The organism is Streptomyces sp. NPDC001153 (assembly GCF_053598315.1).
In genome coordinates, this window is sequence record NZ_JBSFJZ010000028.1 from 65,220 (window position 1) to 89,362 (window position 24,143).

The 24,143-nt window shown below is 72.1% G+C and carries 23 protein-coding genes and 1 pseudogene; 10 read left to right on the forward strand and 14 right to left on the reverse strand.

Going from position 1 to position 24,143, the window contains the following annotated elements:
• Positions 1-3: 3 nt before the first annotated feature.
• Entirely contained in the window at positions 4-657 is a 654-nt protein-coding gene (locus ACWDEN_RS29090) for a hypothetical protein (protein ID WP_351609481.1), read from the reverse strand.
• Here ACWDEN_RS29090 and ACWDEN_RS29095 point away from each other — a divergent pair.
• Positions 650-796, forward strand: coding sequence for an MFS transporter permease (locus ACWDEN_RS29095; RefSeq protein WP_351609484.1), 147 nt, complete (start codon positions 650-652; stop codon positions 794-796). The two genes, ACWDEN_RS29090 and ACWDEN_RS29095, sit on opposite strands and share 8 nt — an antisense overlap.
• Positions 797-820: 24 nt before the next feature.
• Here ACWDEN_RS29095 and ACWDEN_RS29100 read toward each other — a convergent pair whose 3' ends face one another.
• A complete protein-coding gene (locus ACWDEN_RS29100) occupies positions 821-1,840 on the reverse strand; it encodes an aspartate-semialdehyde dehydrogenase (protein ID WP_351609487.1) in 1,020 nt (339 codons plus the stop codon).
• Between the two features lie 332 nt (positions 1,841-2,172).
• Here ACWDEN_RS29100 and ACWDEN_RS29105 point away from each other — a divergent pair, with 332 nt between their 5' ends.
• Both ACWDEN_RS29105 and ACWDEN_RS29110 read left to right on the forward strand, forming a co-directional pair.
• The gene (locus tag ACWDEN_RS29105; protein ID WP_351609489.1) at positions 2,173-2,739 is read left to right on the forward strand and encodes a sigma-70 family RNA polymerase sigma factor; all 567 of its coding nucleotides are present in this window, start codon (positions 2,173-2,175) and stop codon (positions 2,737-2,739) included.
• Between the two features lies 1 nt (position 2,740).
• Positions 2,741-3,589, forward strand: coding sequence for a hypothetical protein (locus ACWDEN_RS29110; RefSeq protein WP_450860689.1), 849 nt, complete (start codon positions 2,741-2,743; stop codon positions 3,587-3,589).
• Between the two features lie 39 nt (positions 3,590-3,628).
• Here the strand turns inward: ACWDEN_RS29110 and ACWDEN_RS29115 are convergent, their stop codons facing one another.
• Positions 3,629-4,171: a CGNR zinc finger domain-containing protein gene (locus ACWDEN_RS29115; protein ID WP_351620305.1), complete on the reverse strand. Its 543-nt coding sequence runs from the start codon at positions 4,169-4,171 to the stop codon at positions 3,629-3,631.
• Positions 4,172-4,281: 110 nt separating this feature from the next.
• Here ACWDEN_RS29115 and ACWDEN_RS29120 point away from each other — a divergent pair, with 110 nt between their 5' ends.
• The 6 genes from ACWDEN_RS29120 to ACWDEN_RS29145 all read left to right on the forward strand — a co-directional run bounded on the left by ACWDEN_RS29120 (position 4,282) and on the right by ACWDEN_RS29145 (position 10,848).
• Positions 4,282-4,728: a VOC family protein gene (locus ACWDEN_RS29120; protein WP_351620303.1), complete on the forward strand. Its 447-nt coding sequence runs from the start codon at positions 4,282-4,284 to the stop codon at positions 4,726-4,728.
• Between the two features lie 2 nt (positions 4,729-4,730).
• The gene (locus tag ACWDEN_RS29125; RefSeq protein ID WP_351620301.1) at positions 4,731-5,642 is read left to right on the forward strand and encodes a pyridoxamine 5'-phosphate oxidase family protein; all 912 of its coding nucleotides are present in this window, start codon (positions 4,731-4,733) and stop codon (positions 5,640-5,642) included.
• Between the two features lie 10 nt (positions 5,643-5,652).
• Positions 5,653-6,141 carry an NUDIX hydrolase gene (locus ACWDEN_RS29130; RefSeq protein WP_351620298.1) on the forward strand — a complete coding sequence of 163 codons (489 nt, stop codon included), beginning with the start codon at positions 5,653-5,655 and terminating at the stop codon, positions 6,139-6,141.
• Positions 6,142-6,342: 201 nt separating this feature from the next.
• Entirely contained in the window at positions 6,343-8,091 is a 1,749-nt protein-coding gene (locus tag ACWDEN_RS29135; RefSeq protein ID WP_351620296.1) for a TIGR03767 family metallophosphoesterase, read from the forward strand.
• A 95-nt stretch (positions 8,092-8,186) separates the two neighbouring features.
• Positions 8,187-9,329 (forward strand): serine hydrolase domain-containing protein, encoded by a 1,143-nt coding sequence (locus ACWDEN_RS29140; protein ID WP_351620293.1) that lies wholly within the window; start codon positions 8,187-8,189, stop codon positions 9,327-9,329.
• A 151-nt stretch (positions 9,330-9,480) separates the two neighbouring features.
• The gene (locus tag ACWDEN_RS29145; RefSeq protein ID WP_450860736.1) at positions 9,481-10,848 is read left to right on the forward strand and encodes a glycosyltransferase; all 1,368 of its coding nucleotides are present in this window, start codon (positions 9,481-9,483) and stop codon (positions 10,846-10,848) included.
• Here ACWDEN_RS29145 and ACWDEN_RS29150 read toward each other — a convergent pair.
• From ACWDEN_RS29150 to pepN, 4 genes and pseudogenes are all read right to left on the reverse strand, one after another.
• Positions 10,798-11,166 (reverse strand): annotated as a pseudogene (locus tag ACWDEN_RS29150) (GNAT family N-acetyltransferase); the annotation flags it as partial. The gene ACWDEN_RS29145 and the pseudogene ACWDEN_RS29150 overlap by 51 nt on opposite strands.
• A gap of 36 nt (positions 11,167-11,202) precedes the next feature.
• Positions 11,203-12,009 (reverse strand): SGNH/GDSL hydrolase family protein, encoded by an 807-nt coding sequence (locus ACWDEN_RS29155; RefSeq protein ID WP_351620290.1) that lies wholly within the window; start codon positions 12,007-12,009, stop codon positions 11,203-11,205.
• A 169-nt stretch (positions 12,010-12,178) separates the two neighbouring features.
• A complete protein-coding gene (locus ACWDEN_RS29160) occupies positions 12,179-13,216 on the reverse strand; it encodes a hypothetical protein (RefSeq protein ID WP_450860693.1) in 1,038 nt (345 codons plus the stop codon).
• Between the two features lie 227 nt (positions 13,217-13,443).
• Entirely contained in the window at positions 13,444-16,023 is a 2,580-nt protein-coding gene (gene pepN / locus ACWDEN_RS29165; RefSeq protein WP_351620285.1) for an aminopeptidase N, read from the reverse strand.
• 138 nt (positions 16,024-16,161) lie between these two features.
• Between pepN and ACWDEN_RS29170 the strand changes: the two genes are divergently transcribed.
• Positions 16,162-16,812 carry a mycothiol-dependent nitroreductase Rv2466c family protein gene (locus tag ACWDEN_RS29170; RefSeq protein WP_351620282.1) on the forward strand — a complete coding sequence of 217 codons (651 nt, stop codon included), beginning with the start codon at positions 16,162-16,164 and terminating at the stop codon, positions 16,810-16,812.
• A gap of 188 nt (positions 16,813-17,000) precedes the next feature.
• Here ACWDEN_RS29170 and ACWDEN_RS29175 read toward each other — a convergent pair whose 3' ends face one another.
• The 7 genes from ACWDEN_RS29175 to ACWDEN_RS29205 form a co-directional block, all read right to left on the reverse strand.
• A complete protein-coding gene (locus ACWDEN_RS29175) occupies positions 17,001-17,648 on the reverse strand; it encodes a superoxide dismutase (protein WP_351620279.1) in 648 nt (215 codons plus the stop codon).
• A gap of 120 nt (positions 17,649-17,768) precedes the next feature.
• Complete coding sequence (locus ACWDEN_RS29180) at positions 17,769-19,157, reverse strand: amino acid permease (RefSeq protein WP_351620276.1); 1,389 nt, start codon at positions 19,155-19,157, stop codon at positions 17,769-17,771.
• A 125-nt stretch (positions 19,158-19,282) separates the two neighbouring features.
• Positions 19,283-20,179 carry a TauD/TfdA dioxygenase family protein gene (locus ACWDEN_RS29185; protein ID WP_351620273.1) on the reverse strand — a complete coding sequence of 299 codons (897 nt, stop codon included), beginning with the start codon at positions 20,177-20,179 and terminating at the stop codon, positions 19,283-19,285.
• A gap of 22 nt (positions 20,180-20,201) precedes the next feature.
• On the reverse strand, positions 20,202-21,536 hold the full coding sequence (locus ACWDEN_RS29190; protein WP_351620271.1) for an LLM class flavin-dependent oxidoreductase: 1,335 nt from the start codon (positions 21,534-21,536) through the stop codon (positions 20,202-20,204).
• Positions 21,533-22,267, reverse strand: a complete 735-nt coding sequence (locus ACWDEN_RS29195; RefSeq protein WP_450860697.1) for an ABC transporter ATP-binding protein — start codon at positions 22,265-22,267, stop codon at positions 21,533-21,535. Before ACWDEN_RS29195 ends, ACWDEN_RS29190 begins: the two co-directional genes overlap by 4 nt.
• Positions 22,243-23,091 (reverse strand): ABC transporter permease, encoded by an 849-nt coding sequence (locus tag ACWDEN_RS29200; protein ID WP_351620267.1) that lies wholly within the window; start codon positions 23,089-23,091, stop codon positions 22,243-22,245. Before ACWDEN_RS29200 ends, ACWDEN_RS29195 begins: the two co-directional genes overlap by 25 nt.
• A complete protein-coding gene (locus tag ACWDEN_RS29205) occupies positions 23,088-24,128 on the reverse strand; it encodes an ABC transporter substrate-binding protein (protein ID WP_351620266.1) in 1,041 nt (346 codons plus the stop codon). Before ACWDEN_RS29205 ends, ACWDEN_RS29200 begins: the two co-directional genes overlap by 4 nt.
• Positions 24,129-24,143 lie beyond the last annotated feature (15 nt).

The window sequence follows — 24,143 nt, forward strand, 5'->3', positions numbered from 1 at the left end:
CGGTCAGCGATCCTCGCGCACCGCAGCCGCCCCCGCCAGCACCCGCGCGAACTCGCCTACCGTCTCGGTCTCCGCCTCCCGCTGCCACACCAGCCCCAGCGCGCCCCGGCCCGCCGCGGCCAGGGACAGGGCCCCCTGGAGGGTGGTGGCGGACGGGCCGGGCAGCGTGCCGGGGCGTGCGCGGTCCGCCAGTACGGCGGTGCGGGCGGGGCCGGGGCGATCAGCGGTACGGCCGCGACCTCGGTGGCGTCGACCCGGTCCCGTCCGGTGAGGGGACGGCGGCGGGAGACGGCCACCGTCCGCCGCTGCCGCGAGGACACCGGACCGAGGAAGGTCCGGCTCCTCGGCCGGCAGCAGCACCACCGCCGCGTCCACGGCACCGCGCCGCAGCGCGCCGAACGGATCGGAGAACGGGATCTCCACCAGCTCCGCGGAGCGGCCCCGGTCCGCCGTCCCGAACGCCGTCACCGCCGCCATCAGCTGCGTGTCGGCCGCGCCCTGGAAGCCCAGCCGCAGCGGGCCCACGCCGCCCCGGGCCACCGCCCGCGCGTCCGCCTGGCGTACGGCGGGGGTGTCCGTCCGAGCGCAGACCCGGCCGGCGGTCGCGGCACCCCGGGCCCGGGAGGCGGCGTCCGCGCTGTTCGCCGGGGTGTTCAACACCGCCGTCGCACTCGGCGCCCTGACCGGCGGCCGGCTCGCGGACGGGCCCGGACTGACCGTCGTACTGGTCACGGGTGCGGTCCTCGCGCTGCCGGCGGCGGTCGGGGACACGAAAGGGGCGGCCACACCACGGTGACCGCCCCTGTGCCGTACGGCCGGCCTACTTCGCGGACAGCTCCGCCGCCACCAGCTCCGCGATCTGGACCGCGTTCAGCGCGGCGCCCTTGCGGAGGTTGTCGTTGGAGATGAACAGGGCGAGGCCGTGGTCCACCGTCTCGTCGCGGCGGATGCGGCCGACGTACGACGGGTCCTGGCCGGCCGCCTGCAGCGGGGTCGGGATGTCGGAGAGGGCGACGCCCGGGGCCCCTGCGAGCAACTCGGTGGCGCGCTCCGGGGAGATCGGGCGGGCGAAGCGGGCGTTGACCTGGAGGGAGTGGCCGGAGAAGACGGGCACGCGCACGCAGGTGCCGGAGACCTTCAGCTCGGGGATCTCCAGGATCTTGCGGGACTCGTTGCGCAGCTTCTGCTCCTCGTCGGTCTCGTTCAGACCGTCGTCGACGATCGAGCCCGCCAGCGGGAGCACGTTGAAGGCGATGGTGCGCTTGTAGACCTGCGGCTCGGGGAAGTCGACCGCCCGGCCGTCGTGGGTCAGCTTGTCGGCCTCGTCGGCCACCTTCTGCACCTGGCCGTGCAGCTCGGCCACGCCCGCGAGACCCGAGCCGGACACCGCCTGGTAGGTGGCGACGACCAGCGCCTCCAGCCCGGCCTCCTCGTGCAGCGGCTTCAGGACCGGCATCGCGGCCATCGTGGTGCAGTTCGGGTTGGCGATGATGCCCTTGGGGCGGTCGGCGACCGCGTGCGGGTTCACCTCGGACACCACCAGCGGGACCTCGGGGTCACGCCGCCAGGCGGAGGAGTTGTCGATCACGACCGCGCCCTGGGAGGCGACCTTCTCGGCCAGCGCCTTGGAGGTCGCGCCGCCCGCCGAGAAGATCACGATGTCCAGGCCGGTGTAGTCGGCGGTCGCCGCGTCCTCCACCGTCACCCCGTCCAGCACGCTGCCGGCCGAGCGCGCCGAGGCGAACAGGCGCAGCTGGGTCACGGGGAAGTTCCGCTCCGCGAGGATCCTGCGCATGACCGTGCCGACCTGACCGGTGGCTCCGACGATTCCGACCCTCACAGTGACTCCCTCTTTGTGTCTCGTGCATGACCGGGGCTTTTCCATCATGCGGCCGACCCCGGTCCACCTGTCCAATTCTTTGCGAGGCGTGCCCGAGGAGTGGGACACGATCACCCGGCGGACGGTTCCGTACGTCCGTCCAACACGCCCCTGAGCTGGAGAAATTCCCTCCGTCGGGCGCCAGGGCCGCAAGCTGTTCCGTCCCGCGCCTGCCCGTACGGTTCCCCGGCCACTCGGCGATGTGACGTACGCCTCTGCGGACCGCCGGAAACCCGTCCGAACGTTTGGGCCCGCTGCCGCGTCGTAGGGGCGAACGCGGAAGGGGGTGGCCTGTGCTGCGCGGAGGGGCGCGCCGCGACCGGGGGGCGTACGCCGCCGGTACGGACCGTGGGGCGGGCGCGGACCGTACCGGCGACGATCCGCTGGACGCGGCCCAGGAACGCCGGGTGCGGGCGGTGCTCGCGCTCGGCGGCGTGCCGCAGTCGGACCTGCCGGACGGGGTGCAGCAGGTACGGCTGCGGCTGCTGGAGCGGACCGCGAGCGGACGGGAGGCGCCGCGGGACATCTCGGCGTGGGCGGCGGTGGTCGCCTCCAACCTCGCCATGGACTGGCACCGGGCCAAGCGGCGCCGGGACCGGCTGGGGGAGCGGCTGGCCGCGCTCCGCGAGCCCGCGCACCCCTCCGGCGAGGAGACCAGCCTGCTCTCCCTCGCCGTCGCCCAGGGCCTGGACGAACTGCCCGCCGCCCAGCGGCAGGTGGTCGTGCTGCGCTTCTTCGCCGACCTGCCCGTCCGGGCCATCGCCGAGGAACTGGGCATCCCCGAGGGCACGGTCAAGAGCAGGCTGCACACGGCGGTCCGCGCCCTGCGCGACCGTCTGCACGAGGACGAGGTGGTGTGACGTGACCGCCGGACAGGGAAACGCCGGGGAGCACGGCGGGATGGACGCGTTGATGGCCGCCATCACGGGGGAGCCGCTGCCGGAGGAGGCTCACCCCGATCCGGGCTTCCTCGCCGGACACCGGGCGGCCGAGGCCGACCTGGCGGTGCTGAGGGAGCAGCTGACCTGGCTCGCGGAGGCGCTGACCGGGGAGCGGGGGGACGGGGCGGTGCCCGCCGAGGCGGCCGTGAGCCCTCGGCCGGTGTCCCGCCCGCGCGGTGCCGCGCGACCGGTGGGGGCAGGGCGCCGGCCTCCGCGCCCCGGCCGGCCCTCCGGACCGCGCCGGGCGCTGCGGATCGCGTTCGGGTCGCTCGCCGGGGCCGCGGCCTTCGCCCTGGTCGTCGGGTTCGGCTGGATGGTGACGCACTCCGGTGCCTCGGACGACAACAGCGCGAGTGCCGCGGGCAAGAGCGCGGGCGACGCACGGGCCAGGGTCTCCGGGGACGGCGGGCGCCCGTCCGACCCGGAACGCGACCTGGCCTGCTCCCGGCTGGTCGTGGAGGGCACCGTGGCCGAGGTGGAGCCGCAGAAGCCGTCCCCGTGGTCCCGGATCACGCTGACCGTGATCCGCTCCTACAAGCCCGCGCACGGCCCGGCCCGGGTCAGCTTCCTGCTCGACGGCGGCGCGCAACCGGCCGCGCGCGCGGGCCAGCACGTACTCGTCCAGGTCGGCGTGGGACGGCGGAACGCGAGCCTGTGGGCCGTCGGGGACACCCGTGTGGCCGCCGACCGTGCCTGGATCACCGAGGCGCTGCCCAGGTCCCGGCACCTGACCTGCCCGAGCGGCAAGGCGCCCACCGGCAGGCCGTGACCAGGGCGGGGGTGGCCCGTATGACCCGTGATGGCGCGGTCAGTTGTCCTTCGAGCGCGCGTAGTGCCGGGACGCCTTCGCGCGGTTGCCGCACGCGGCCATCGAGCACCAGCGGCGGGTGCCGTTCCGGGACGTGTCGAAGAAGTGCAGGATGCAGCTGCCGCCGGAGCAGGTCCGGATGCGCTCCGGGGCCCGGGTGATCAGGTCCAGGTAGTTCCGGGCGGCGAGCCAGGCGGGCCCCCACGACGGATCGGTGAACTCCGGCTCCTCGGCGGGGCCGTCGGGGGTCAGCCGGGCCCGGATCCGCCCGTGCGCCAGTACGGCGTCCACGAGCGGCGCGGCCTGGGCCGGTGTCCCGTGCACCGCCTCCTTGATCGCGTCGCGCGCCTCACGCAGATGTTCCAGCGTCTCCGCGCCGGCATCGTGCTCCCCGGCCAGCCCGTTGCTCGCGAGCCACACCGCCAGCCCGTCGGCGCCGTCGAGCAGGTCCTGGGTGACGCCTTCCCGGTTCCACCGGGTGTTGAGCAGGTCGAGCGCGAGGGGCTCGCCGGTGAGGGGGCGGGGGTCGCGGGGGGCGTTCATCGGGCTCTCCTTTCGTCTAACCGCTCAATTGTATGTGAGTGGTTGACCTTCGGGTACTAACCTTCTAACCTGGATGACGAAGGTTAGGTAACAGCTCGAAGGGGAACCCCATGACTCCGCGCATCGCGCACGCCGGTCTGAACGTCACCGACCTCGACCGCTCGCTCGCCCTGTACCGCGACCTCCTCGGCTTCGCCGTGCTCGCCGAGGGCAAGGAGGACGACCAGCGCTGGGCGATGCTGGGGGAGAGCGGCGGCGCCCCGCTCGTCACCCTCTGGCAGCAGGCGCGGGGGACGTACGACAGCGGTCGCCCCGGGCTGCACCACCTCGCCCTCACGGTCGACTCGATCGACCGCGTCCGGGAGTACGAGACCGCGCTGCGGGCGGCCGGCGTGGACTTCGCCCACGACGGCGTGGTCGCCCACCGCGAGGGCGGGACCTCGGGCGGGATCTTCTTCCACGACCCGGACGGCATCCGCCTGGAGATCGCCGCCCCCCTCGGCCCCGACGGGGCCCCGGCGCCCCACTCGGACGCGCCGACCTGCGGTTTCTTCTAACCATGGGCACCTATCACGCGGGCTCGCTCGCCGTGCAGGACCTGATGGGCGTCCGCGACCGCGCCGACCACGTGGGCCGCTCCCTCGGCCAGGACATCAAGCCGATCGCGGCGGCGTTCCTGGAGCTCCAGCCACTGCTGGTGGTGGGAGCGGCGGACCCGGGGACGGGGAGGGTGTGGGCGTCGGCGCTCACGGGGGCTCCGGGTTTCGTCCGGGCCACGGGGCCGAGACAGATGTCGGTCGTCACCAGTGCCGGGCATGGATCCGGCGGCCCGGACCCGAACGGCGACCCACTCACCACAGCCCTCAACACCCCCGGCACCCCGATAGGCACCATCGCCCTGGACCCCCGCACCCGCCGCCGCATGCGCCTCAACGGCCGGCTGAGACCGACCCCCCGCGGCTTCGCCGTAGAGGCGGACCAGGTCTTCTCCAACTGCCCCAGACACATCCAGCGCAGGGAGACGTACGAGACACTCGGCGACCGCACACCAGGCAGCCCCCACCGCCTGACCGAACTCGACCCGCGGCACACGGAGTTCATCCACGAGGCCGACACCTTCTTCCTGGCCACCGCCCACTCCGCCGGAGCCGACGCCAGTCACCGCGGCGGCAACCCCGGCTTCGTCCAGGTCGCGTCCCCGCGCGAACTGGCCTGGCCCGACTATCCCGGCAACGCCATGTTCCTCACCCTCGGCAATCTGCGCAGCGACCCCCGCGCCGGACTGCTCTTCCTCGACTGGACCACCGGCGCCACCCTCCAGCTCACCGGCGAGGCCCGCGCCGAGTTCACGGCGGCCGGCGAGCGCACCGTCCGCTTCACTCTCACCGAGGCCCTGTGGACCCCGGCCGCCCTGCCGCTGCGCTGGTCCGCGCCCGAATATTCACCGGCGAATCCGGACGTTCCGGGCTAACGTCCCTGGGATGCGACGGAACTTGAGGGTGGCGGCCTACGCCGTGTGCGTCCGTGACGGACAGATCCTGCTCGCACGTTCCCCCGGTCCCGACGGAACCCCGGAGTGGGTGCTGCCCGGTGGCGGTATGGAGCACGGCGAGGACCCGTACGACACCGTCCGCCGCGAGGTCGCGGAGGAGACCGGTTACCGCATCGAGGTGACCGGTCTGCTCGGCGTGGACTCGTTCCGGTTGACCCTGGGCCGGCGCCGGCACCCTCGTCGTACCGACCACCACGCCCTGCGTCTCGTCTACGAAGGGGAGGTCCTCGGCGGTGAACTCCGGTACGAGGTCGGCGGGTCCACCGACTTCGCCGCATGGCGGGACCTTTCGGTCGTGCCGGACCTGAACCGGGTGCCCCTGGTCGACACCGCCCTGCGTCTCTGGCGGGAACGCCCCGCGAACGGGCACCTCACCGCCGGAACCCGTCCCCTGCCCCAGCAGATGAACGAGGAGTGACATCCCCTGGGCCGCGCGCGATCCACTCCATGACCGCGACCCCCACGCCGTGATCCACGTACGGTGATGGGCGCTGCGCGTTGCCGCCGCGTTCACACACAGGTCATTCCCGGTGCCAACGATCCAGAGCGAGCGGGGCGTTCGCGACGGCGACGGCCCGCGACCACTGCCGACGCGTTCGCACTCGGGGAGATCGCGCCAATGTCGCGCATACGCTCTGTCGCCGCCTCCGCTCTGGAGGTCAACCGCCGCACCGTGCTCGCCGCCGCCGGAGCGGTCTCGCTCTCCGCGGGCGTCGGCTACGCCCTCCGCCCCACCGACAGCGAGGCCGCCACCGCCGCGGCGCCGGTCGCCCGCTCCCGGCAGGCCACCGCGGCGGCCCCGCTCGCCCCCTACACCAAGGGCACCACGCTCGCCTCCGTCTCCGCGCCCCGGAACAGCTCCGGCTACCGGCGGCTCGGCGACGGGCCCGGCTGGGCGCGCGTGGTGCGCGGTGAGCTGGCCACGCCCACGTCCGGCCGCGCGAGCCGCCGCCGCGCCCTCGCCACGTTCGTGCAGTTCACCGACCTGCACCTGATGGACGTTCAGCACCCGCTGCGCTGGGAGTTCCTGCGCGCGGCGGACCCGCATGCCTGGCGGCCGCAGGAGGCGCTCACCGTGCCCGGCGCCGTCTCGCTCGTCGAGCGGGTCAACGCGCTGCGAGGTGCCCCCGTCACCGGCGCCCCGCTCCACTTCGTCATGACCACCGGCGACAACACCGACAACAACGCCCACTCCGAGCTGGAGTGGTTCATGAAGGTGATGAGCGGTGGCCGCATCAGCCCCAACTCCGGTGACCCCCGGCACTACGAGGGCGTGCAGAACAGCGGTCTGCAGCAGTACTGGCAGCCCGACACCGCCCTCCGCGACCACGACAAGACGCTCGGCTTCCCGCAGCTGAAGGGCTTCCTGGCCGCCGCGATCCGCGAGGTGCAGAGCCCCGGTCTCCACCTGCCCTGGTACTCCACCGTCGGCAACCACGACGCCCTCGCGCTCGGCGCCTACGGCTCCCACGGCGACCCCTACCTCGCCGAGGCGGCCATCGGCGGCAGGAAACTCATGGACGTCCCGGCCGCCGACGCCAGGAAACTCCTGGCCTCCATCAACAACGGCACCGACCCCAAGGGCACCGGCTACCGCGACTTCCTCAAGGCCCACGCCCGCTCCATGCGTTCGGTCACGCCGGACGAGAAGCGCGCCCCCTACACCCCCGCCGACTACCTCAAGGCCCACCTCGACCCCGCCCACCAGGGCCACGGCCCGGTCGGGCACGGCTACTCCTCGGCGAACCTCGACGCGGGCACCCAGTACTACGCCTTCCGCATCTCCGGCGACGTCATCGGCATCAGCCTCGACACCACCGACGCCGGCGGCCACTACGAGGGCTCCGTCGGCACCGCCCAGCTGGACTGGCTGGCCAGGACGCTGAAGGACAACAAGGACTCCTACGCCGTCGTCTTCAGCCACCACACCAGCACGTCGATGGACAACACCCGCCCCGACCCGGCCCGCCCCGGCGAGAAGCGGCACAGCGGCGCCGAGGTGGTCTCGGTCCTGTCCGCCCACGCCAACGTGCTGGCCTGGGTGAACGGGCACGTCCACCGGAACGTCATCACCCCGCACCAGGCCTCCGGCGGCCGCTCCTTCTGGGAGATCTCCACCGCCTCGCACATCGACCACCCCCACCTGGCCCGCATCATCGAGCTGGTGGACAACAAGGACGGCACCGTCTCCCTGTTCACCACCCTGATCGAGTCCGCCGCCCCGCACCGCACCGACTTCGCCGACCTCTCCCAGACCGGGCTCGCCGCCCTCTACCGCGAGCTGGCCTACAACGCCCCGGGCGCCGGCAAGACCCTCGCGGGCAGCGCGGCCGACCGGAACACGGAGCTGGTGCTGAAAAAGGGCTGAATATCACCCAACCGGCCTATCGCAGAGCAACCTTCGCGCATTCCTGGAAAGTTTCCTCCCCTGACCGCACCGAACAGCACAGGTTGGGGGAAGACATGCGCGTACGCACGACCCTGGTGGGCGCCGCCGCCCTGCTCGTCACGGCGGCCCTCGCGGCTCCGGCCGTGGCCGCCACCGGCGCCCACCCCGCAGGCGGGCACTCCCACGCCGGCACCCGCAAGGCCATCGACGCCGCGGTCGCGGCCGGGGTGCCCGGGGTGACCGCCACCGCGAAGGACGGCCACGGCACCTGGTCCGCCACCGCCGGCGTGGGCGACCGCCGCACGGGCGCGCCGCGTTCCACCGCCGACCGGTACCGCGTCGGCAGCATCACCAAGACCTTCGTCGCCACCGTCCTGCTCCAGCTGGAGGCCGAGGGCCGGCTGTCGCTGGACGACACGGTGGAGAAGTGGCTGCCCGGCGTCGTCCACGGGCACGGCCACGACGGCCGCCACATCACGGTGCGGCAGCTGCTGAACCACACGAGCGGCATCTTCGACTACACCGGCGACGCGGACTTCGACCGGGCGTTCTTCACCGCGGACGGCTTCTCCCGGCACCGCTACGACACGTTCGCCCCGGGCGAGCTGGTGACGATCGCCATGAAGCACGAGCCGTACTTCGCGCCGGGCACGGCCTGGAAGTACTCCAACACCAACTACGTCCTGGCCGGAATGGTGATCGAGAAGGTGACGGGCCACTCGTACGCCACCGAGATCGAGCGCCGCGTCATCGCGCCGCTGCGGCTGCGGGGCACCTTCCTTCCCGGCACCCGGACCACCGTGCCCCGCCCGAGCAGCCGCGCCTACTCGAAATTCCTCGATCCGACGGGTCCGGTGTACGACGTCACGACCCTGAATCCGTCCCTGGCCTCGTCGGCCGGTGAAATGATCTCCGACTCCGCCGATCTGGACCGCTTCTACAGCGCCCTGCTCCGCGGAAAACTCCTGCCGCCGAAGCAGCTGAAGGAAATGAAGACCACCGTCGAGGCGACGGGCATCCCGAACACGCGCTACGGCCTCGGGCTCATGGACACCCGGCTGACCTGCGGTGTTCATGTCTGGGGTCACAACGGCGGCATTCACGGGTCCGCGTCCTCGGCGATGACCACGGCGGACGGCGGCCATGCGATCGCCTTCAATTTCAACGGCGACTGGGCCGGCGACATGCAGTCGGTGATCGACGGGGAATTCTGTTAGCCACCGTTTCATCCACGTCATTCCGTGTTAACCCGGACGCAATGTCTGTACCGCCTCATATCGGCTATCCCGCTTTGGACGGGGATGGCTCGATCTTCTCGATCATTTATGCAAGGCGGGTGGTCGCGTGCGCGCGAGGCACGGACTGCGTGTGCTGTCGGTCTACGAGGGCTTCTTCTCCGGAGGAGCCCGGATCGTGCACAGTGACGTCGTACTGGGACTGGCCGAGGGCGGCCAGTCCCACCAGGTGCTCAGTATCCATGGCGAGGTTCATCGCGAGGCCACCCGGCAGCGCATGGAGGACGACCACTGCTACCGGGCGCTGACGGCCGGCGGGGTCGGCGTCACCTCGCTCGGCCGCAGCGCGGGCCTGGTGGACGGCTCGCTCGCGGCGAATGCTTTCAGCGGACCCGAGCTGGCCGGAACGGCTCGGTCGATGGCCGGGGCGGATGTGATCCTCTCCCTGAAGGAGCAGCCGCTGGCCCTGCTCAACCAGGCCGGTCTGCCCCGGCGCCCGGTCGTGGTCTGTCTGCACCGCTCCGACCCGGAGAACCAGGGCCCCGCCCTCGACGAGCTGAAGGCCGCCATCGCCGACGGCACGGTGGCCGCGTGCGTGTGCTGCGCCGAGTCCACCCGGGCCGCCTACGAGGCCGCCGGCATCCCGGGCCGGCTGCTGCACGTCATCCCCAACGGTGTCGACCTGCTCCGCTTCCGCCCGGACCCGGCCGCCCGCCTCGCCCTGCGCGCCTCCCTCGGGATCGCGGACCGGGCGCCGGTGGTCGTCTTCGCGGCCCGGTACGCCGCGATGAAGAACGTCCCCCTGCTGCTCCGGGCGGCCCGCGCCTGGCTGGCCCGGGAGGGCGGCGGGCACGTGCTGATGTGCGGTGCCGGGATGACCGCCGGCAACTCCGGGCTGAGCGCGGACCTCGCCGACGCCTTCGCCGACGCGCCGTCGTTCACCGACCGGGTGCACCTGCTCGGCGTACGGCACGACATGCCGGCCGTGTACGCCGCCGCCGACGTCGTCGCCCTGACCTCCGTCTCCGGGGAGGCGGCGCCGCTGTGCCTGATCGAGGGCATGATGTGCGGCGCGGTCCCGGTGACGACCGACGTCGGTGACAGCGCGTCGATCGTCGAGGGCCTGGGCTTCGTCACCCCGCCGGACCCGGCCGCGATCGCCCTGGCCTGGTCCGCCGCGGCCGGTGGGCGCACCGGGCTCGCCCCGGCCCTGGAGGCCGCCCGCGAGCGCTTCAGCCGCACCCGCATGATCGCGGCCTACGCCGCCCTCCTCGACGAGGTGTACGCCTCACACGTCGGTGGGCAGCGGGTCGTCGCGCAGCACGCTGTAGGCGACGCCGTCGCGCCACCGGCCGTTCCGGAAGACGATGCCCCGCAGTACGCCCTCGCGGGTGAACCCGGCCTTCTCCAGGGCCCGCTGCTCGGCGATGTTCTCGGCCTCGGTGTCGGCCTCGATCCGCATCACGGGTGTGTGGGCGAAGAGGTACCGGACGAGCTGTAGCTGGGCCCGGGTGCCGAGGCCCCGGCCGCGGGCCTCGGGCAGCAGCTGGGCGCCCATGTTCCAGCAGTAGGTGGAGGCCGTGACGACGACCTTCCGCCAGGCGACGAACCCCAGCGCCTCGTCGCCGGCGGTGACCACGAGCTGGCCGCCGTCCTCACCGAGCAGCCGGTTCTCCGCCCAGCGCTGCCGGAACCGCCACGGGTCGGTGTAGCCGTACCACTGGAACGGCCCCGCCGTCTCCGGCTCGGTGAGGAAGCGCTCCAGCAGGGGGAGGTCGTCCTCGTCGACGGGGCGCAGGGTCACGGATTCGGCGGACATGGGCGAGAGCGTACGGCGTGGCCTGTCAGGACCCCGTCAGGAGACCCGGTCCAACGCCGGGAGGTAGCCGAGCGACTGGCCCGATGCCGTGGGGTGGTACGACTCGGTGGGGGCCAGCACCTCGACGCTGTGCAGCCAGGGGGCCGCGGAGCAGATCTCGTGGCCGGCGAAGGCTGCCCGGACGTCGGCGAAGGTGAACCCGTGGGCGGCGGCGTGGCGGGCGATCAACGCGTCGAGGTGGTCGACACCGTCGTCGATGGCGGCGCGCGCACTGTCCTGGAGGCCCATTTCGCAGGTGCCTCTGAGGTGGTACAGGTGCGGATAGCCGAGCACCACGACGTGGGCGGCGGGAGCCCGGTCCCTGATGGCCGAGTAGAGCCGGTCCAGGTTGTCCCCGAGGGAGCTGTCCACCGTGGCTCGGGCGGCGGTGACGGCCGACAGGCAGCGGCTGGTGCCGCCCAGTGCGCAGGTCGTCATCACGACGCCGAAACCCGCGTCCATGCCGCCGACGGTGAGGGTGACCAGCCTGGTGCCCGCGCCGAGCGCACCGAGCTGGCCGGACAGGACGTCGCCCGTCCGGGCGTGGTTGCACGCGGGGAAGGCGAAGGACGCCACCTTGTGCGCCGAGGCCCACAGGACCGGGTACGCGCGGCCGCTGCGCCTGCAGTTCGTGCCGGTGGGGAGGTAGTCGCCGGCACCGAGCCCGGCGGAGTAGGAGTCACCGAGGGCCACATAGCCCACGGCTGCCGGGGGCACCGCCTGTGCCGTCCCGGGGGCGGCGACGAGGCAGGCCGTGGCGAGCAGGAGGGCCGCCGAACACGCGGCTGTCCGGGTATGTCGCATACCTCTCATCTTTCGTGGCCCGGCCCGCACCGCCCGCGAGGCTCGTCCGTTCGGGTGAACCGGTGGGCCGGCGCGACGCACGAGGAGGGGCCACCGGAATCGCCCGGTGGCCCCTCCTCTCCCCTCCTGAGGGCTCGCTGCGGCCCTCCCGGTGCGTCCCGGTCCGTCACTACCGGGGAAGCACCACGACGTAGGCGGCCGGGTCACGGTCCGCCGAGGCCATCAGGGCCGTGCGGACCACCGCCGCCTGCTGCTCCATCGAGTCCCTGAGCTTCTTCGGCGTGAGGTACACGACCGTGATCCCGAGGCGTTCGAGGTGCTCGCGCTTGCGGGCGTACTCCGACCACAGCGCGTCGTCGTCCTGCCGGGGCGCCCTCGTGTCGAGCTCCACCGCCACCGCCTGGTCCGGCCAGTACGCGTCCAGCCCGCCGAGGTGCGGGCCGCCGGGCAGCCGCAGGTCGACGTTCCAGACCGGGTCGGGCAGGCCGTACTCGCCGACCATCCGGTACAGGCGGTCCTCGGCGATCGAGCGGCCCTCCGCCACGAGCGCGTCCACCGCGTTCACCACGTGCGGACGGTTGAGCAGCTTCGCGTTGGTCAACTCCCGTACGACAGCGGCCGGTTCGCAGTGGCCGCCGCGCACCGCCTCGGTCAGCAGCCGCCGTACCGCCTCCGCGTCCGTCAGCTCCGCCACGGCGTCCGCCAGCGCCCGCGGGACCGGCGCCACCGGCAGCCCCGTCACCGCGTTGGGCGTGGGCAGGGCGGGGGTGCGCAGGACACGGACGTAGCCCGTGGTGCGGATCCGGCGCAGGCGGGGGACCAGGACGTCCACGTGGTTCAGGGAGAGCAGCGGCGGGGTGGCGGAGAAGCCGTAGAGGGTGAGGGCCGCGAGGCCCGTGATCATCGCCTCCGCGTAGACCGGGCGGTGCGGTTCCTCCGCCGTCGGCTGGGCCGGGACGCCCGGCACGGACTCGCGGGCCGCGTACAGCAGCGCCCCGTGCAGACGCTCCTCGCTCGTGGCGGGGCCGGGGTGGAGGAGGACCACGTTCGGCAGCAGCTGCTGCCAGGGGCCGCCGGGGCGGCAGTGCTCGGCCAGTTCGGCCGTCGTCACTCCGTGGGAGCGGAGCTGGGCCGCCGTCAGGACGCGGCGGTGGACCTCGGAGAGGTGGCGGAGGGGGCGGGGGGAGAGCGGGGTGTTGTGCGTCATGGCGTCGGGATTCCCGCCCCGGGTCCCACCTTTAACCGCTGTTACACGGCCGTCGAAGAATGCGGACAAGAGGGGACTAAAGGTCAGGTGTTCGTATGCCGAGTAGGGACGGGAAACCCCTGGTCCGATCGGGTGCGGACCAGGGGTTACGGTTCCGATTGACCGAATTCCGTAACGGTCACCGGCGGCCCAAGCTCAGGCCAAAGGTCGGCCGGTGTCAGTCGGTGTCAGTCGGCGACCGCCGTCGCGTCGCACTCCTGTGCGCGCAGCGCCCGCGCCAGGTCGTCCCGCGCCTCCAGCACCAGCCGGCGCAGCGCCGGCGCCGCGTCCCGGTGCGCCTGAAGCCAGGCGTCCGTCGCCTCGAGCGTCTCCGGCCGGTCCTGCAGCGCCGGGAACAGGCCCCGTACGACGTCCATGCCGATCTGGATCGACCGCTCCCGCCACACCCGCTCGATCACGGCGAAGTACTTCTCCGCGTACGGCGCCGTCAGCTCCCGCTGCGAGGGCCGGCCGAAGCCCGCGATCGTCGCCTCCACCAGCGCGTTCGACAGCGCGTCGGACTCCACCACCTGCGCCCACGCCTGCGCCTTGACCGCCGCCGACGGGCGGGCCGCCAGGCAGCGGACCTGGTGGCGCTTGCCGGACGCCGTGTCGTCGCGGGCCAGTTCGGCCGCGAGGACCGGCTCGTCGGCCACGCCGTGCGCCGCCAGCGGTTCCAGGAACGCCCAGCGCAGCTCCTGGTCCACCTCCAGGCCGTCGATGGTCTCCGCGCCGTCCAGCAGGCGCTTCAGCAGGGCGAGGTCCGTCTCGCCGGACGCCACCGTCGCGAAGAAACGCGCCCACGCCAGCTGGTGCTCACTGCCCGGCTCGGCCGCCTCCAGCTCCCGCAGCGCGCCCTGCGCCAGCAGCTCACCGCCGGCCTCCCGCCACTCGGGCGCCGCGTAGTGCACCAGCGCCGAGTCCGCCCACGCGTGCAGCATCTGCAGCACCCCGATGTCGGACTCGCGGCCCGCGAACCGCAGCACCAGACCGACGAAGTCCCGCGCCGGCAGCAGCGCGTCCCGGGTCATGTTCCACAGAGCCGACCAGCACAGCGCCCGCGCCAGCGGGTCGGTCAGCGCGCCCAGGCTCTCCTTGAGCGTCGCCAGCGAGGTGGCGTCGAAGCGGATCTTGCAGTACGTCAGGTCGTCGTCGTTGACCAGGACCAGCTCCGGGGCCTCGGCGCCCGCCAGGTCCGCGACGACCGTGCGCGGCTCGTGCACGTCCGTCTCCACGCGCGCGTACCGCTCCAGCGCGCCCTCGGGCGTACGCCGGTACAGGCCCACCGCGATCCGGTGCGGACGCTGCTCCGGGTGCGCCTCCGGCGCCTCCTGCACCACCGCCACCTCGGCCACCCTGCCCTCAGCGTCCAGCAGCACCTGCGGCGTCAGGGAGTTGACCCCGGCCGTCTGCAGCCAGGAGCGCGCCCACGCCGACATGTCCCGGCCGCTGGTCTCGCCCAGCACCGACAGCAGGTCGCCCAGGCGCGTGTTGCCGTACGCGTGACGCTTGAAGTAGCGCCGCGCGCCCTCCAGGAAGGCGTCCTGGCCGACGTACGCCACCAGCTGCTTGAGCACCGAGGCGCCCTTGGCGTAGGTGATGCCGTCGAAGTTCAGCTTGGCGTCCTCCAGGTCACGGATGTCCGCCGTGACCGGATGCGTCGACGGCAGCTGGTCCGCGCGGTACGCCCAGGCCTTGCGGCGGTTGGCGAAGGTGATCCAGGCGTTCTTGAAGCGGGTCGCGCCCACGCATCCGAACGTGCCCATGAAGTCGGCGAAGGACTCCTTCAGCCACAGGTCGTCCCACCACTCCATGGTGACCAGGTCGCCGAACCACATGTGCGCCATCTCGTGCAGGACGACGTTGGCCCGACCCTCGTACGACGCCTGCGTCACCTTGCCGCGGAAGATGTACTCCTCGCGGAAGGTCACCAGGCCCGGGTTCTCCATCGCGCCCAGGTTGTACTCGGGCACGAAGGCCTGGTCGTACTTCCCGAACGGGTACGGGTAGTCGAAGTGGTCGTGGAAGAAGTCCAGGCCCTGCTTGGTGACCAGGAAGACGTCGTCGGCGTCGAAGTGCGGGGCGAGACCCTTGCGGCACATCGCGCCGAGCGGGATCTCCAGCTTGGTGCCGTCCTCGAACACCCGCTCGTAGGAATCCGTCACATAGTGGTACGGCCCCGCCACCACGCACGTGATGTACGTCGAGATCGGCTTGGTCTCCGCGAACCGCCAGACGCCGTCGGCGAGTTCACCCGCGCCGTTGCTCCACACCGTCCAGCCCTCGGGCGCCCGCACCTCGAAGCGGTACGGCGCCTTGAGGTCCGGCTGCTCGAAGTTCGCGAACACCCGGCGGGCGTCGGCCGGCTCGTACTGGGTGTACAGGTAGACCTCGCCGTCCTCGGGGTCGACGAAGCGGTGCAGGCCCTCACCGGTGCGGGAGTAGGCGCACTGCGCGTCCACCACCAGTTCGTTCTCCGCGGCCAGGTCCTCCAGCGCGATCCGCGAGCCGTCGAAGACCTCGCCCGGGTCCAGGTCCCGGCCGTTGAGCGACACCGAGGTCACACTCGGCGCGATCAGGTCGGCGAAGCAGGCCGCGCCCGGCTCGTTGCAGCGGAAGCGGATCGTGGTCACCGAGCGGAACGTGCGCGGCTCGCCGTCCCCGTCGCCGACTGCGGACCTGAGGTCCAGGGACACCTCGTACCCGTCGACGGACAGCAGGGCGGCCCGCTCCCGGGCCTCGTCACGGGACAGATTCTCACCGGGCACGGACGGCACTCCCTTGTGGTCGCATGGATGACCTGAACAGGACCGATCCTGCCATGTGCCCCTGACAGCGGGCAGCAGGGAATGCGGGTCGCGAGGACGTCGTTGAGGCGTGAAAAGAGTCTTTCGCTGAGGAGAGCCATGTCCGAGTCCGGCAAGACCCCCGTCGACTTCTGGTTCGACCCGCTGTGCCCGTGGGCCTGGATGACGTCCCGCTGGGTGCTCGAAGTGGAGAAGGTCCGCGACATCGAGGTCCGCTGGCACATCATGAGCCTCGCCGTACTCAACGAGAACAGGCTGGACGAGCTGCCCGAGGAGTACCGGGAGATGCTCGCCACCAAGGCCTGGCAGCCGGTCCGCGTGGTCACCGCCGCCTGGCAGAAGCACGGTGACGACATCCTCGGCCCGCTGTACACCGCGCTCGGCACCCGCATCCACAACAACGGCGAGGGCCCGACCCTGGAGGCCATCGCGGGCGCCCTCGCGGACGTCGGCCTGCCGGCCGGCCTCATCGACTACGCCGAGCAGCAGGACTTCGAGTACGACGCCGAGCTGCGCGCCTCCCACAAGGAGGGCATCGAGAAGGTCGGCCAGGACGTCGGCACCCCGGTCATCGCGCTGCCCGGCCCCGACGGCGAGCAGATCGCCTTCTTCGGCCCGGTCGTCACCCCCGCCCCGAAGGGCGAGGAGGCGGCCCGCCTGTGGGACGGCACGGTCGCCGTGGCCTCGGTACCGGGCTTCTACGAGCTCAAGCGGACCCGCACCAAGGGACCGGACTTCAGCAACCTGTGAATCCCCCGCGTACGGGCCCGGCGCCGCTCGGCGCCGGGCCCGTTCCCGCCGAAAGCCCTCGGGGTGGCGCACCTCCTTCCGGCGCCGAGGCCCCCCGCGAGTCACGTCCTCGCGGGGGGTCCTCTTTCATCCGCCTGCCGTCGTGAAGGGTGAGAAGACGATCACGAGGCAGGACGAGCGGCGGGCTCTCAGGGAGCCGTCAGGAGCACGTCGGCGCGGGACCTCGCGGCCTGGTGGCGGCGGGCGACGTCCTGCCAGTTGACGACCTGCCACATGGCCTCGACGAAGTCCGCCTTCTGGTTGCGGTACTGGAGGTAGAAGGCGTGCTCCCAGGCGTCGAAGACCAGGATCGGGGTGGAGCCCTGGCCGACGTTGCCCTGGTGGTCGTAGACCTGCTCCACGATCAGCCGGCCGCTCAGCGGCTCGTACGCCAGCACGCCCCAGCCGGAGCCCTGGGTGGTGGCCGCGGCCTTGGAGAGCTGGGCCTTGAAGGCGGCGAAGGAGCCGAAGGACTCCTTGACGGCCTCCGCCAGCTCGCCCACGCCGTCGGCCGCGAGCGGCTCGCCGCCGCCGTCCTTCGGGCCGGTCATGTTCTGCCAGTAGATGCTGTGCAGGATGTGCCCGGAGAGGTGGAAGGCCAGGTTCTTCTCCAGCCCGTTGACGGATCCCCAGGCCTCCTTGTCCCGCGCCTCGGCGAGCTGCTCCAGGGTGTCGTTGGCGCCCTTCACATAGGCCGCGTGGTGCTTGTCGTGGTGCAGTTCGATGATCTCCGGGCTGATCACGGGGGCGAGCGCGGAGTAGTCGTAGGGCAGGTCGGGCAGCGAGTAGACGGGCATGGGTGATCCCCTCCGGAACCTTATTGCAATTAACTTGCAACTACACGCTAGCAGCAAGAGTGCGGGGCAGCAGAAAGGCCCCCACGTGTCGCACGTGGGGGCCGTTGCCGGGGGACGGGTTCAGCGCCTGGCGCGGGCCCGCTGCCAGAGGTAGCCCACGACCGCCAGGACCAGGGTCATGCCGCCGGTCGAGAAGAGCTGGACGCGGGTGTCCGGCTCGCGGGCCATCAGCACGAAGATCGCGACCATGCCGGCCAGCGCCACCCAGGTCAGCCACGGGAACGCCCACATGCGCACGACCAGCCGGCCGGGGGCCTCGCGCTCGATGCGGCGGCGCAGCAGCAACTGGGAGACGGCGATGAAGATCCAGACGACCAGGATGACCGCGCCGATCATGTTCAGCAGCCACGGGAAGACGTCGTTCGGGCGCCAGTAGCTCAGCAGCACGCAGACGAAACCGAAGAAGCAGGAGGTGAGGACCGCGATCCGGGGGACACCGCCGGACAGCTTGGCCAGCGCCCTCGGGCCCTGGCCGCGCTCGACCAGCGAGTAGGCGATGCGCGAGGAGCCGTAGATGTTGGCGTTCATCGCCGAGAGCAGGGCGACCAGGACGACCACGTCCATCAGCCGGCCCGCGCCGGGAATGCCGAGGTGGTCGAGCGTGGCGACGTACGGGCCCTTCTCCACGACCTCCTTGGAGTTCCACGGGACCAGGGTGACGACGACCGCCATCGAGCCGATGTAGAACAGGGCGATCCGCCACATGGCCGTGCGGACGGCGGACGCCACGCCCTTGACGGGGTTCTCGGACTCGGCGGCCGCGATGGTGACCGTCTCCAGGCCGCCGTAGGCGAAGACGGAGGCGAGCAGCCCGACCAGCAGGCCCTGGTTGCCGTGCGGCATGAAGTCGCTCAGGTTCGAGGCGCCGGGGGAGTGCGTGCCGGGGAGCACACCGGCGATGGCCAGCACGCCGAGGACCAGGAACAGGCTGATCGCGCCGACCTTCAGCGCGGCGAACCAGAACTCGAACTCGCCGAAGTTCTTCACGGCGGCCAGGTTCGCCCCGCAGAACACCACCATGAACAGGGCCACCCACATCCACTGCGGGGTGCCCGGCAGCCAGCCCTGGACGATGTGCGCGGCGCCGATGCCCTCCAGGCCGACGGCCGTGCACAGCAGCACCCAGAACGACCACCCGGCGGCGAAGCCCGCCCAGGGGCCGATCGCCCGCTCGGCGTGCGCGGAGAAGGAGCCGGAGGAGGGGTGGGCGGCGGACATCTCGCCCAGCATCCGCATCACCAGCATCACCAGCAGGCCGGAGAGCGTGTACGCGATGACGATGGACGGGCCGGCGGCGGCGATGCCCGCGCCGGAGCCGACGAACAGACCCGCGCCGATGACACCGCCCAGGGCGATCATCGACAGATGGCGCTGCTTGAGGCCGTGGGAGAGGGAGGCGGAGGCGGCCTGTTCCTGCGGTGGCGTCTCCGTGGTGGTGCTGGTGGGCATGGGGGCGGCTCTCCCGGGCAAGGCAATGGGCGGGCAAAAACCCCGCCAGTCTGGGCGGCCCGTCCGCTCACACGGAGGGGCCGCCCAGTATCCGGACACCCGCTGCACGGAGGGTGAGAGCCCGGTTACGCCGCCGTGAGCACCGGCGTGTAGTGCGAGGCGTCGCCCTCGACCGAGTAGCTCTCCTTGCCCTCGATGCCGACCGGGACGTCTCCGGCGACGGTCACCCGGTGCAGCCGGCGCGGCCGTCCGTCGTAGTTGTCGATGGCGTAGTGCTGGGTGATCCGGTTGTCGAAGAGCACCAGCTCGTTCTCCGCCCAGCGGTGGCGCAGGATGTTCTCCGGGCGGGTGACGTAGGCCTGCAACAGGTCCAGGACCGTGCGGGACTCCCCGACGGACAGGCCCACGATCCGCTGTGCGAACCCGCCGACGAACAGCCCGCGTTCCCCGGTCAGCGGATGGACACGGACCACCGGGTGGGCCGTGCGGTACGTGATGGACGTGAACTCGGCGCGCTGGGCGGCCTTCTCCTCGTCGATCTCCTCGTCCGGTACGGCGTAGTCGTAGTCGTTGGTGTGCTCGGCCCACAGGGTGTCGGCGAGGCGGCGCAGCGGCTCGGGCAGGTCCCGGTAGGCGGCGGCCGCGTTGGCGATCAGGGTCTCGCCGCCGTACGGCGGGATCGTGATCGAGCGCAGGGTGCTGGCCTGCGGCGGGTTGAGCACGAAGGTCACGTCGGTGTGCCAGTGGTTGGCCCGGCCCCGCTCGCTGTCCACGGGCAGCACGTTCGGGGCACCGTCGACCGCGCCGACCGTCGGGTGCGCGGTGGTCAGGTCGCCGAAGTGGCGGGCGAAGGCCTGCTGGCCCGCGTCGTCCAGGCCGTCCGCGTCGAAGACGAGCGCCTTGTGGACGTTCAGGGCCTCACGGATCGCGGTGACCTCCTCCGGTGCGAGCGGCCTGGTGATGTCGACGCCGGAGACACGGGCGCCGATGCGTGCGGTGATCTGGGTGATCTCGAGGGACATGGGCGGGTCCTTTCAGGTGAGGTCAGACGAGGGCTGCGGTGTGCTGGTTGGCGGGGCGGGGAAGGCCGTAGCGCTCCCGGAGCGTGTGGCGGGGGCCGTACTCGTGGCGGAACAGGCCGCGGGCGCGCAGGAGGGGTACGACGTGCTCGACGAACGCCTCCAGCCCGGAGGGCAGCACGGCGGGCATGACGTTGAAGCCGTCGGCGGCGCCCTGGGTGAACCAGGCCTCGATCCGGTCGGCCACCTGCTCGGGCGTCCCGGCGAAGGTGAGGTGGCCGCGGCCGCCGCCGAGCCGCGCGATCAGCTGCCGGACGGTGAGCCGCTCGCTCCGGGCCAGCTCGACCACGAGCGTGTAGCGGCTCTTGGCCCCCTCGACGGCGGACTCGGGCGGCAGGCCGGCGGGCAGCGGGGCATCCAGCTCCAGTGTCCCGGCGGGGAGTTGCAGCAGGCTCTCCAGCCGGCCCACCCCGTGGTCGTACACGATGTGGTCCTCCAGCAGCCGCTCCGCCGCCCTCGCCTCCGCCTCCGTCGAGCCGAGTACGGGCACGATCCCGGGCAGCACCTTGAGGTGCTCGGGGTCCCTTCCCGCCTGTGACGTGCGGGACTTGAGGTCGGCGTAGAAGGCCTGGGCGCCGGCGAGGGTCTGCTGGGCGGTGAAGACGGCCTCCGCGTACCGGGCGGCGAAGGCCTTGCCGTCCTCGCTCGATCCCGCCTGCACCAGGAGCGGGTAACCCTGCGGTGTGCGCGGGACGTTGAGGGCACCGGCCACGCTGAAGTACGTCCCTTGGTGCCGGGGCGGATGGATTTTCCTGTCGTCGCCCCAGACACCGGCCGCCTTGTCGGCGACGATCGCGTCGTCCTCCCAGCTGTCCCACAGCTTCAGCGCCACATCGAGGAACTCGGCCGCGCGGGCGTACCGCTCGGCGTGGGCCGGCTCGGCGTCGAGCCCGAAGTTCCGGGCGGCCTCGACGCCGGCCGTGGTGACGATGTTCCACCCGGCCCGGCCGCCGCTGATGATGTCCAGCGAGGCGAACCTGCGGGCCAGGTTGTACGGGGAGTTGTAGGACGTGGACGCGGTGGCGATCAGCCCGATGTGCTCGGTGGCCGTCGCCAGCGCGGTCAGCAGGGTGAGCGGTTCCAGGGCCCCGGCCGGGCGCTGGGCGAGGTTGCCCCACAACTGGGGGCCGTCGGCGAGGAAGAGCGAGTCGAAGGTCCCGCGCTCGGCGATCCGCGCGAGCCGGACGTGGTGCTGGAGGTCGACGTGCGCATACGGATCGCTCTCCGGAAGCCGCCAGGATGCCTCGTGGTGGCCGGTGTTCATCAGGAACGCGTTCAGATGAAGTCTTCTCCGTGTCACCGGTGGTCCTCCGTGACGCCGAGTGCGGTCAGCAGGTGTTCGCGGTAGTCGCCCAGGAGCGGCTCGCGGTAGGTGCGGGGGTGGGGGTGGTCGATGGTGAGGTCGAGGGAGATGCGGCCCTGGTCCAGGACGAGGACCCGGTCGGCGAGGACGATCGCCTCGTCGACGTCGTGGGTGACCAGGAGGACGGACGGCCGGTGGCGCTGCCACAGGTCGCGCAGCAGGGTGTGCATCCTGATCCGGGTGAGCGCGTCCAGCGCGCCGAACGGCTCGTCGGCCAGCAGGAGTTCGGGCTCGCGGACCAGGGAACGGGCGAGCGCGGCCCGCTGGGCCTCACCGCCGGACAGCTCGCCCGGCCAGGCCCGCTCGCGGCCCTTCAGCCCGACCTCGGCGAGGGCGGCCCGGCCGCGCTCCCCGGCGTCCTTGCCGTCGGTGCCGAGCAGGACGTTGTCCAGCACCCGGCGCCAGGGCAGCAGCCGGGAGTCCTGGAAGACGACCGAGACCCGCTCCGGGGCGGTGAGCCGCCCGCTGCCGGCGACCCCGTGGTCGAGTCCGGCGACCGCCCGCAGCAGCGTGGACTTGCCCGAGCCGCTGTGCCCGAGCAGGGTCGTGAACTGGCCGGGAGGCAGGTCGAGGTCGATGCCGTCGAGGACCGTACGGCCGCCGAAGGAGCGGGTCAGGCCCCGGAGCCGGACGGCGGGCCGGGTCAGTTGTCCAAGGTGCGGCGCCATGACAGCACCCTCCGTTCCACGAGACGGACCACGCTGTCGGAGACCAGGCCGAAGACGCCGTAGACCAGCAGGCCGACCAGGATGACGTCGCTCTGGCCGTAGTTCTGCGCCTGGAACATCAGGTAGCCGAGGCCGCTGGTGGCGTTGATCTGCTCCAGCACCACCAGGCCCAGCCAGGAGCTGGTCACACCGAGCCGGAGTCCCACGAAGAACCCGGGCAGCGCGCCGGGGATCACCACCTGGCGGATGAAGGCGAGCCGGGACAGGCCCTGCACCTCGGCGAGTTCGACGTACCGGCTGTCGATGCCGGCCAGCGCGGCATGGGTGTTCAGATAGACCGGGATGTAGACGACGATCGCGATGATGGCGACCTTGAAGGTCTCCCCGATGCCCAGCCAGAGGATGAACAGCGGGATCAGACCGAGCGTCGGGATCGCACGGTTGAGCTGCACGGTCCCGTCGATCAGCGCCTCCCCGGTGCGGCTGAGCCCGGAGGCGAGCGCGAGCAGCACGCCCGCGGTCAGACCGATCGCGAAGCCGTATCCGGCCCGCCTCAGCGAGGTCAGGATGTCGGTGGGCAGGGTGCCGTCGGTCCACAGCCGGCCGGCGGTCCTCAGTACCGTCCAGGGCGCGGGGATCGCGCCGGGGTCGAGGGCTCCGGCGGCCGAGGCCGCAGCCCACAGGACGAGCACCGCCGTCGGGCCGATCAGCCGGGCCGCGGGCAGCCGGCGGCCGGGGGAGAGGCGGCGGCGCCTGCGGACCTGGGGAACCTCCTCCGCCTCCGCTGCCGCGGCGGCGGTGGTCGTCGTGGTCACGGCGGTCATTTGCGGTACTCCTCGGGTACGGCCCGGGCGGCGATCGACTCGAAGCGGTGGTCGAAGAGCGAGGAGACGTCGAACCTCTTCACGAACCCGCCCTCGGCGAGCAGATCGGCCGTCTCCTGCTCCCACGTGATCGCCTCACCCCAACCGGGCGGGAACAGCGGCTTGTTGGCGAGCCTGCTGATGCCGCGCGCCTGCTCCGGGGTCAGGTTCTGCGTCCTGACGTAGAACTCCTCGTTCCAGACGTCCGGGTGCTCGTACTGCCACACCTGGCCCCGGGCCCACTGCGGGATGTAGGCGGCGATCGCGGCGGCCTTCGCGGGATCGTTCAGCACGGACTGCGGCGCCCACAGCAGGTTGAGCAGGTCGACGACGTCGGTGGGGATGGTGCGGGCGCCCCTGGGCTCGTACTGCGCGAGGTAGGCCGGTGCCTGGCTGTTGGCGAGCGGGGCGACGTCGACCTGCCCGGACTGCAGCGCGGTGAGGAACTGGTTGCTGGTCAGCGGGACCAGCTTCACCTCGTCGTACGCGAGGCCCGCCTTCTTGAGCGCCCGCAGCAGGACGACACCCTGGGCCTGCCCCTGCGAGAACGCGAGCCGCCTGCCCTTGAAGTCGTCGACGGTGCGGATGTCGCTGCCGGGCTTGGTGGCGAAGAGGTAGTTGGGCTTGCGGGTGATGCCGATCGCCACGATCTTCGCGGCGAAGCCCTGGTAGTGCGCCTGGATCGGCGGGATGCCCGCGTTGTTCGCGAGGTCCAGGGACCCCGCGCGGAAGGCGTTGATGACATCCGGGCCCGCCCCGATGTTCACCCAACTCGACACGGTGAAGGGCAGCCTGGGCAGCTTCGCCAGCCGGAACTGCAGCTGCTCGACGTTCTGGTAGGAGGCGATCTTCAGGCTGGTGCCCGCCGGGACCTTGTCCGCGAGCGGCTTGGTCGCGGCGCCCCGGGTGTCGGCGGCGGCATCGCCCTTGGCGCAGCCGCTGAGGCCCACGGCGGCGGACGCGCCCAGCAGGGAGGTGAGAAAGACACGACGGTGCATGGGAGGACTCCCGGG

Excerpts from the sequence above, each read along its gene's own strand:
- ACWDEN_RS29155 (WP_351620290.1), bottom strand. The coding sequence starts at position 12,009 with ATGCGACATACCCGGACAGCCGCGTGTTCGGCGGCCCTCCTGCTCGCC.
- ACWDEN_RS29180 (WP_351620276.1), bottom strand. The coding sequence starts at position 19,157 with ATGCCCACCAGCACCACCACGGAGACGCCACCGCAGGAACAGGCCGCC.
- ACWDEN_RS29115 (WP_351620305.1), bottom strand. The coding sequence starts at position 4,171 with ATGAACGCCCCCCGCGACCCCCGCCCCCTCACCGGCGAGCCCCTCGCG.
- ACWDEN_RS29205 (WP_351620266.1), bottom strand. The coding sequence starts at position 24,128 with ATGCACCGTCGTGTCTTTCTCACCTCCCTGCTGGGCGCGTCCGCCGCC.
- ACWDEN_RS29175 (WP_351620279.1), bottom strand. The coding sequence starts at position 17,648 with ATGCCCGTCTACTCGCTGCCCGACCTGCCCTACGACTACTCCGCGCTC.
- ACWDEN_RS29130 (WP_351620298.1), top strand. The coding sequence starts at position 5,653 with ATGCGACGGAACTTGAGGGTGGCGGCCTACGCCGTGTGCGTCCGTGAC.
- ACWDEN_RS29120 (WP_351620303.1), top strand. The coding sequence starts at position 4,282 with ATGACTCCGCGCATCGCGCACGCCGGTCTGAACGTCACCGACCTCGAC.
- ACWDEN_RS29170 (WP_351620282.1), top strand. The coding sequence starts at position 16,162 with ATGTCCGAGTCCGGCAAGACCCCCGTCGACTTCTGGTTCGACCCGCTG.
- ACWDEN_RS29195 (WP_450860697.1), bottom strand. The coding sequence starts at position 22,267 with ATGGCGCCGCACCTTGGACAACTGACCCGGCCCGCCGTCCGGCTCCGG.
- ACWDEN_RS29125 (WP_351620301.1), top strand. The coding sequence starts at position 4,731 with ATGGGCACCTATCACGCGGGCTCGCTCGCCGTGCAGGACCTGATGGGC.
- ACWDEN_RS29135 (WP_351620296.1), top strand. The coding sequence starts at position 6,343 with ATGTCGCGCATACGCTCTGTCGCCGCCTCCGCTCTGGAGGTCAACCGC.
- ACWDEN_RS29160 (WP_450860693.1), bottom strand. The coding sequence starts at position 13,216 with ATGACGCACAACACCCCGCTCTCCCCCCGCCCCCTCCGCCACCTCTCC.
- ACWDEN_RS29200 (WP_351620267.1), bottom strand. The coding sequence starts at position 23,091 with ATGACCGCCGTGACCACGACGACCACCGCCGCCGCGGCAGCGGAGGCG.
- ACWDEN_RS29140 (WP_351620293.1), top strand. The coding sequence starts at position 8,187 with ATGCGCGTACGCACGACCCTGGTGGGCGCCGCCGCCCTGCTCGTCACG.
- ACWDEN_RS29185 (WP_351620273.1), bottom strand. The coding sequence starts at position 20,179 with ATGTCCCTCGAGATCACCCAGATCACCGCACGCATCGGCGCCCGTGTC.